The 7,407-nt window shown below is 69.9% G+C and carries 5 protein-coding genes; 3 read left to right on the top strand and 2 right to left on the bottom strand.

Translation table 11 applies throughout. The features are described from left to right. A partial coding sequence (locus AB0B66_RS18660; protein ID WP_360530816.1) for an extracellular solute-binding protein occupies window positions 1-1,091 on the bottom strand: 1,091 nt, incomplete at its 3' end. 642 nt (window positions 1,092-1,733) lie between these two features. Here AB0B66_RS18660 and AB0B66_RS18655 point away from each other — a divergent pair. The 3 genes from AB0B66_RS18655 to AB0B66_RS18645 all read left to right on the top strand — a co-directional run bounded on the left by AB0B66_RS18655 (window position 1,734) and on the right by AB0B66_RS18645 (window position 6,053). After that, window positions 1,734-3,929: a discoidin domain-containing protein gene (locus AB0B66_RS18655; protein WP_360530813.1), complete on the top strand. Its 2,196-nt coding sequence runs from the start codon at window positions 1,734-1,736 to the stop codon at window positions 3,927-3,929. 88 nt (window positions 3,930-4,017) lie between these two features. After that, window positions 4,018-5,304 (top strand): DUF1996 domain-containing protein, encoded by a 1,287-nt coding sequence (locus AB0B66_RS18650; protein WP_360530810.1) that lies wholly within the window; start codon window positions 4,018-4,020, stop codon window positions 5,302-5,304. A 176-nt stretch (window positions 5,305-5,480) separates the two neighbouring features. Then, on the top strand, window positions 5,481-6,053 hold the full coding sequence (locus tag AB0B66_RS18645) for a DUF305 domain-containing protein (protein WP_360530807.1): 573 nt from the start codon (window positions 5,481-5,483) through the stop codon (window positions 6,051-6,053). Between the two features lie 299 nt (window positions 6,054-6,352). Here the strand turns inward: AB0B66_RS18645 and AB0B66_RS18640 are convergent, their stop codons facing one another. After that, window positions 6,353-7,405, bottom strand: coding sequence for a LacI family DNA-binding transcriptional regulator (locus AB0B66_RS18640; protein ID WP_360530804.1), 1,053 nt, complete (start codon window positions 7,403-7,405; stop codon window positions 6,353-6,355). Between the last annotated feature and the right edge of the window lie 2 nt (window positions 7,406-7,407).

The raw sequence follows: 7,407 nt of genomic DNA, 5'->3' as shown, positions 1-7,407 counted from the left end.
AACACCTTCGCCTGCTGCTCCGGAGCCACCAGCCACTTCGCCAGCTTCGCGGCCTCCTGCACGTTCTTGCCCTGCTTGGGCAGCGTCAGGAACGAGCCGCCCCAGTTACCGCCACCACCAGGCACCGCGGCGATGTCCCACTTGCCCGAGGAGTCCTTGGCCTGCGACTGGATGTACGCCATCATCCACGACGGGCACGCCAGGGTAACGAAGCTGCCCTTGGCCATACCCGCGTTCCAGTCAGCCGACCACGGAGCGATCTTCGCCGACAGACCCTTGTTGATCGCGTCGATCGTCAGATCCCACGCCCGCTTGACGCCGGGGTTCGACTCCACCACGACCTTGTCACCGTCGTAGATACCCACCGGCTGCTGACCCAGAATCGACCGGTAGATGATCGTCGGGCCGTCCATCCACGCCGAACCCTTGACGTTGGCGGCCTTGAACTTCACGCCCGTCTCGATGTACTTCTCCCACGTCGGCCACAACGCGCTGACGGCCTCGCGGTCGGTCGGCAGACCCGCCTTCTCGAACAGGTCCCGCCGGTAGCACATCGCCATACCACCGACATCGGTACCCAGACCGACGACCTCACCCTTGGCCGAGGAACCCTGCTGCCACTTCCACGCCGGCCACTGCGACTTGATGTCCCCGCCGCCGTAATCCATCCAGTTGTAGAACTTGCCCGGATTGGCCGTGAACTGACCCGCCCACCCCTCCTCGATCGCCTCGATGTCCGCCGCACCCGTGTTCGTCGCCAGGTGCGCCGCCAGGTTCTTGTGGTGGTCCTCGGCCTTCGTAATCCGCTCCACGATCTCCACATTCGGATTCGCGGCCATGTACTCCTTGTACAAGTCCTTGTAACCGAACTCGCCGAACGTCGCGATCGTCAGCTTGACCTTGCCACCCGGCTTCGCCGGGTCGTCACTGCCACCGCAGGCCGCGGTGCCGAGCACCAGCGCGGTCGCGAGCAGCGGAGCGGCCACGGCCGCGAGACGGCGCCGTGGGCCGGCGCCGGATAGTGCTGAACGCATCGGAGCTCCTCCAGGACAGGTATTCGGGGCATGAGCACAAACAGATTCGCTGGTCACGCAATGTTGATCATCCAGAGAGCGCTCCCTGGTTTGGCCTCTGAATTTCGTCTCCCGCCGGGCGGCTGTCAAGATGCCGTTGCCGTCTCGTTACAAAGAGCCATCGCCGCTCCGATCCGGACAGCCCGCCCGGCCTGCGGCCGCGCGCCGCGACCGGTCCGCTCACACGCCCCTTGAGCAGGCAGTCGTAACCCGTGATCCGCTGTGGGCCATCGATCGTGCCGATTTCTGCGCGGCTTCGGCAATCGCGACACGGTCTCCTAGCTGCCCGTCCTGACGTCACCGCCGGATTTCAGGAACGTTAACGGCATTCGCCGCGGCGGCCCGTCCAGTGACCGCCATTGACATCCGGGCGGTCAAGGACGATTCTCTCAGAGAGCGCTCCCCCACATTGTTTGTCCGACTTGACGCCCATTCGGGCAGCAGGTCGTTGCACGCGGCGACCAGCCGCTCAACCCGGCGTCGCCATGCCGCAGGACCGGGCGTCAGCCCCGACGCACCGGTTCCGGCGGCAGGCGGCCGTCGCGTGCGTACCGGAAGCGCTGCCGCGGGTCACGGCGATCCGCGATCGGCGGGAGTGCCTCCGGGCCTTCCGCGAGGAGCACGGCCCTCGCGGTCTCGAGCCATCCCACAGGAGATGACATGAGATCCGTCCCGAACGCGGCAGCCCCGCCGCGCTCCAACCCCACTCGCAGGCGCTGGTACGCCGTACTCGCCACCGTCGGCGCGGTGCTCGCCTCGTCCTACCTCGCGGTGGTCGCCGGCTCGGCCAGCGCGGCCGATCCGCTGATCTCCCAGGGCAAGCCGGTCACCGCGTCGTCGGTCGAGAACGCTGTCTTCCCGGCCACGGCGGCGGTCGACGGCGACAACGGCACGCGCTGGTCCAGCGCGTCGTCCGACCCGCAGTGGATCCAGGTGGACCTGGGCGCGACAGCCACCATCAGCCAGGTCGTCCTGCGCTGGGAGGCGGCGTATGCCACCGGGTTCCAGATCCAGGTCTCGGCCACCGGCACGGGCGGCTGGACCAACATCTACAGCACCACCACCGGCGCCGGCGGCGTGCAGACGCTGGCGGTCAGCGGCTCCGGCCGCTACGTGCGCATGAACGGCACCGCCCGCGCCACCATCCACGGCTACTCGCTCTGGGAATTCCAGGTGTACGGCGTCATCGGCGGTGGTACCGGCTGCGGCACGGCCAACGCCGCGCTGGGCCGCCCGGCCAGCTCGTCGTCGCAGGAGGGCGCGTTCGCCGCGGCCAACGCCTTCGACGGCAGCACCGGCACCCGCTGGTCGAGCGCGTTCAGCGACCCGCAGTGGGTCCAGGTCGACCTGGGCAGCAGCCAGAGCATCTGCGGCGTGACCCTGAACTGGGAGGGCGCGTACGCCACGGCGTTCCAGATCCAGGTCTCGAACGCGGCCACCGGCCCGTGGACGAACATCTACAGCACCACCACCGGCACCGGCGGCACGCAGACGCTGACCGTCAACGGCACCGGCCGCTACGTGCGCATGAACGGCACCGCGCGGGCCACCGTGTGGGGCTACTCGCTCTGGGAGTTCGCGGTACGCACCGGCGGCACGCCGCCGAGCAACCCGCCGTCCTCGCCCCCGCCGGCGTCGCCGTCGGCGAGCCCGTCCACCTCGCCGTCGCCCAACCCGGGCGGGGAGGTGCTGCTGTCGTACAACAAGCCTGGTTTCGCCTCCTCCTCGCAGGACGACGGCGCGTGCTGGCAGTGCTTCCCGCTGCGGGCCTTCGACCTGGACCCGGCCTCGCGCTGGGCTACCCAGGCATGGACCGACCCGGGCTGGATCTACGTCGACCTGGCCGCGACCGCGCAGATCAAGCGGGTCGTGCTGCAGTGGGACCCGGCGTACGCCACCTCCTACCAGCTGCAGACCTCGGCTGACGCGGTGAACTGGACGACCGTCTACACCACCACCACGAGCACCGGCTTCAAGCAGAACATCGTGGTCAACGGCACCGGCCGCTACGTGCGCATGTACGGCACGGCCCGGTCCAACGGCTACGGCTACTCGCTGTGGGAGTTCCAGGTGTACGGCACCGGCGGCGCCCCGACCACGCCTCCGGCGCAGCCCGCCAACCCGACCTTCCCGGCCACGAACCTGGTCTTCTCGGACGAGTTCAACGGCCCGGCGGGCAGCAAGCCGGACGCGGCCAAGTGGACCATCGACACCGGCACCGGCCAGAACAACGAGCTGCAGTACTACACCAACAACACCAACGCGAACATGAACGGCACCGGCGCGCTGGTGATGGAGGCCCGCCGCGAGGCGGTGGGCGGCATGCAGTACACCTCGCACCGCATGAACACGGGCAACAAGTTCCACTTCCAGTACGGCCGCGTCGAGGCCCGGGTGAAGGTGCCCAAGGGCAACGGCTTCTGGCCCGCGTTCTGGATGATGGGCGCCGACTTCCTGCCGCCCACCAGCCGCCCGTGGCCCTACAACGGCGAGATCGACATCATGGAGATCCTCGGCCGGGACACCACCCGTAGCTACACCACGCTGCACGCCCCCGCCTACAACGGTGGCGGCGGCTACGGCCAGGAGAAGGTCTGGGGCATCGACCTGTCGGCCGACTTCCACGTCTACGCCGCGCAGTGGGACAGCAACGGCATCCGGTTCTTCGTCGACAGCACGGAGGTGTTCTACGCGAGCAAGGCGACCGTCGAGGCGACCCGCGGCCCGTGGGTCTACGACCACCCGCACTACATGATCCTCAACCTCGCCGTGGGCGGTGACTGGCCCGGCCCGCCGGACGCCTCCACCCCGTTCCCGGCGCAGATGCTGGTCGACTACGTGCGCGTCTACAAGTAGGCGACCGCCGGCAGGGGGCCCCGCAGCCCCGCAGGGCCCCCTGCCCCCAACGGAAACCCGTCCGTCCCATTCCCGTAGGGAGCTCACCATGAATCGTCTCGCACCGATTCCTGGCCGCCGGCGGCTACGTGCCGCCGGGCTCATCGCCACCGTCACGGCCGTCCTCGCAACTTACCTGGTCGCCACCACCGGTGGCGCGGCCGCCGCCGAGATCTCGCTCTCCCAGGGCAAGCCGGTCACGGTCTCCTCGACCGAGAACGGCGGCACGCCCGGCTCGGCAGCGGTCGACGGCAACGCCGGAACGCGCTGGTCCAGCGCGTTCTCCGACCCGCAATGGATCCGCATCGATCTCGGCAGCAGCCAGGCGGTCACCCGGATCTTCCTGGACTGGGAGGGCGCGTACGCGCGCAACTTCCAGCTGCAGAGCTCCGCCGACGGCAACACCTGGAGCACGTTCCACACCACGACCAACCACAACGGGGCAGACCAGTCCATCACCGTCAACGTGACCACCCGGTACGTCCGCCTGTACGCGACCGCGCGCGCCACCCAGTGGGGTGTCTCGCTGTGGGAGTTCCAGGTGTTCGGGCAGTCCAGCGGCGGCGGTGGCGGCGGCCCCATCGTCCGGGTGTCGGAGTTCCTGGCCGACTGCCCGTTCACGCACCGCCTGCCGGACGACCCGATCGTCTTCCCCGGCCTGCCCGGCGGGTCGCACATGCACGACTTCATGGGCAACACGTCCACCAACGCGTTCTCGACGTACACGAGCCTGGCCGCGGCCGGCACGAACTGCAACCCGATCGAGGACCTGTCGTCGTACTGGGTGCCCACCATGTACGTCGACAACGTGGCGGTCGCCCCGACCGGCACGACCTTCTACTACCTGGGTGAGGGCGTGCGCGACGACATCATCGCGCAGATCCAGTCCCTGCCCGTCGGCCTGCGCATCGTGGCCGGCAACGCCCAGGCCACCAGCGGTGACCAGTCCATCGCACGCTGGTCCTGCCTGCACCACAACGAGATCCCCCCGGGCAAGGACTTCGTGAACTGCCCGGCCGGCTCGATGCTGGAGTCGTACCTCGACTTCCCGCAGTGCTGGGACGGCGTCAACCTCGACTCCGCCAACCACAAGAGCCACATGGCATACCCCGTCGCGGGCGCCTGCCCCTCCTCGCACCCCGTCCCGGTCCCGAAGCTGCGCCAGGTGCTCCGCTACCCCGTGACCGGCGATCCCGCCCGGATCCGCCTGTCCTCCGGCCGCGGATACACCATGCACGGCGACTTCTTCAACGCCTGGCCGGCCGCGGAGATGGACCGCCGCGTCCGCGACTGCATCCGCCCCATCATCAAGTGCGGCGCCAACGGTCGCCCCTGACCTGACCCCGCCTCCTTGACGACACCGGCCGGGACGGCCCCCCTCTCCCGCCCCGGCCGGTGCCACCCCCGCCCGTTCCGTGCGACGATCTTGCGCGGACTGCGGGGACGACACACTCCGAACGGACAGAACACCAACAGTTCGCGCAAGATCGCCGTAGGCAGCGGGAGGCCGCGATGAGGACACGGGTGTACGCGTGCGCGGTGGTGCTGCTGCTCGCGGGGTGCGGGGGCGCGGACCCGGCCGCGGTGGCGCCGACCGTGCCGGCGGTCAGCCCGCCGGCCGTCGCCGAGGCGGGGGCGATCAGCACCGACGTCGCCTGGACCCAGTTGATGATCGCACTCGATCAGCGCATGCTGGCGGCCCTGGAGCTGGCCCCGCAGCGCGCGGGGGACAAGGCGCTGACCGCGTTCGCGGCCGACGTGGCCCGCCGCCACGAGGCCGAGGTGGCCCGGCTGCGGGAGCTGTTGCAGGCGACCGGCATGCCGGAGAGCAATCCGCACGAGGGCCACGACATGCCTGGCATGATCACCAAGGAGAACCTGTCGCTGCTGGCCGGCAAGTCCGGTGCGGAGTTCGACACCATGCTCGCCGACAGCCTGCGCGCGCACTTCGAACAGTGCCGCATGCTGGCCGGTTCCGAGCAGTCCGCCGGAGCCGACCCCGCCGTCAAGGCGCTCGCCGCGTCCGTCGAGAGCACCCGGCAGACCGACCTGGACCACCTGGCCGCCCTGACCGGCCCCCGGTAACCCCGACCGGTCCCGGGCGGCCCGGCCATCGGGCCGGTCCTTCCCCGTCCCTCACCGCCCTGGCCGAGCCGAGCCGAGCCGCGCTCCGTCGTGCCCGCATGATCGCCGTTTCCGGTCATTACCCGCGGTTCCACCCCAGATCATGACCCGAAACAGCGATCTTTGACCGCGCCCGGCCGCGACGCCCTGCGCAGCCACTCGCCAAGGTCATCGGTTTGCCGGGCACCTGTGCGTATCTTGCGTCCGCTTACGCACAGGTGCCTGGCAAGTCGAACGATCATGGGGCCCCGACGCGGGGGTCAGGCGGACTCGCGCTTCACCAGGCGGGGGTGGAAGATCACCGAGCGGGGCTTCGGGTCGGCCTTGCCGATGCGGGCCAGCAGCAGCCGAGCCATCTCGGCAGCCATCTCCTCCAGGGGCTGGTGGATGGTCGTCAGCTGGGGGCGGCACTGCAGCGCGGCGATGCTGTTGTCGAAGCCGACCACGGCCACGTCCTCAGGCACGCGGCGGCCCAGATCGCGCAGGGCCTGCAGGGCGCCCTCGGCCATCAGGTCGTTGGCCACGAACAGGCCGTCGATCTCCGGGTGCGTCGCGAACAGCTCGCGGGCCGCCTGCTCGCCGCTGGCGCGGGTGAAGTTGCCGGCCGCCGACGGCACGTACGCGTGCCCGTGCACCGCCAGCGCGGCCCGGAACCCGGCCAGCCGGTCCTGGCTCGACGGCATGTCCAGCGGGCCCGAGATGGTCGCCAGGTGGTGGCGGCCGATGGCGAGCAGGTGCTCGGCGGCGAGCTTCGCGCCGACCTGCTGCTCCACGTCGACGTAGCTCATCGGCAGCGGTTTGCCGGGCCGGGCCGAGAGCACGGCCGGGATGCCCAGGTCGCAGAGCTGCTGCGGGAGCGGGTCCTCGTCGCTGCTGGAGATGAGCAGCACCCCGTCGACGTGGCCCTGGCGCAGGTAGCGCAGCACGTGGTGGTGGGCGGGCGACTCCGCGGGCATGATCACCAGGTGGATGCCCTCGGGCCGCAGCACCTCCAGCGCCCCGGCGGTGATCCGGCCCAGGAACGGGTCGGTGAATATCCGGTTCAGGAACGGCTCCGCCTGCTGGGTGCGGTCGTCCGGTTCGGACACCACCAGGGCGACCGAGTCGGTGCGCCTGGTGACCAGCGAGCGCGCGGCGAGGTTGGGCACGTAGCCGGTGGCGTCGATGGCGCGCTGAACCAGTTCACGCAATTCGGGGTCGACGGTGGACACGCCATTGATCACCCGCGAGACCGTGGAGCGCGAGACCCCCGCCCATTCGGCGACCTCTTCCAGCGTCGGGGACCGCTGGCCGTCAGGTCGGCTGATCGTCATGA

It is taken from the genome of Catellatospora sp. NPDC049111, assembly GCF_040648615.1.
GTDB lineage: Bacteria > Actinomycetota > Actinomycetes > Mycobacteriales > Micromonosporaceae > Catellatospora > Catellatospora aurea.
Note: the sequence above shows the minus strand (reverse complement) of the source record. Positions and strands in the feature narration are given on the sequence as shown.

Coding starts and splice junctions, on each gene's coding strand:
- AB0B66_RS18640 (WP_360530804.1), bottom strand. CDS start 7,405: ATGACGATCAGCCGACCTGACGGCCAGCGGTCCCCGACGCTGGAAGAG.
- AB0B66_RS18650 (WP_360530810.1), top strand. CDS start 4,018: ATGAATCGTCTCGCACCGATTCCTGGCCGCCGGCGGCTACGTGCCGCC.
- AB0B66_RS18655 (WP_360530813.1), top strand. CDS start 1,734: ATGAGATCCGTCCCGAACGCGGCAGCCCCGCCGCGCTCCAACCCCACT.
- AB0B66_RS18645 (WP_360530807.1), top strand. CDS start 5,481: ATGAGGACACGGGTGTACGCGTGCGCGGTGGTGCTGCTGCTCGCGGGG.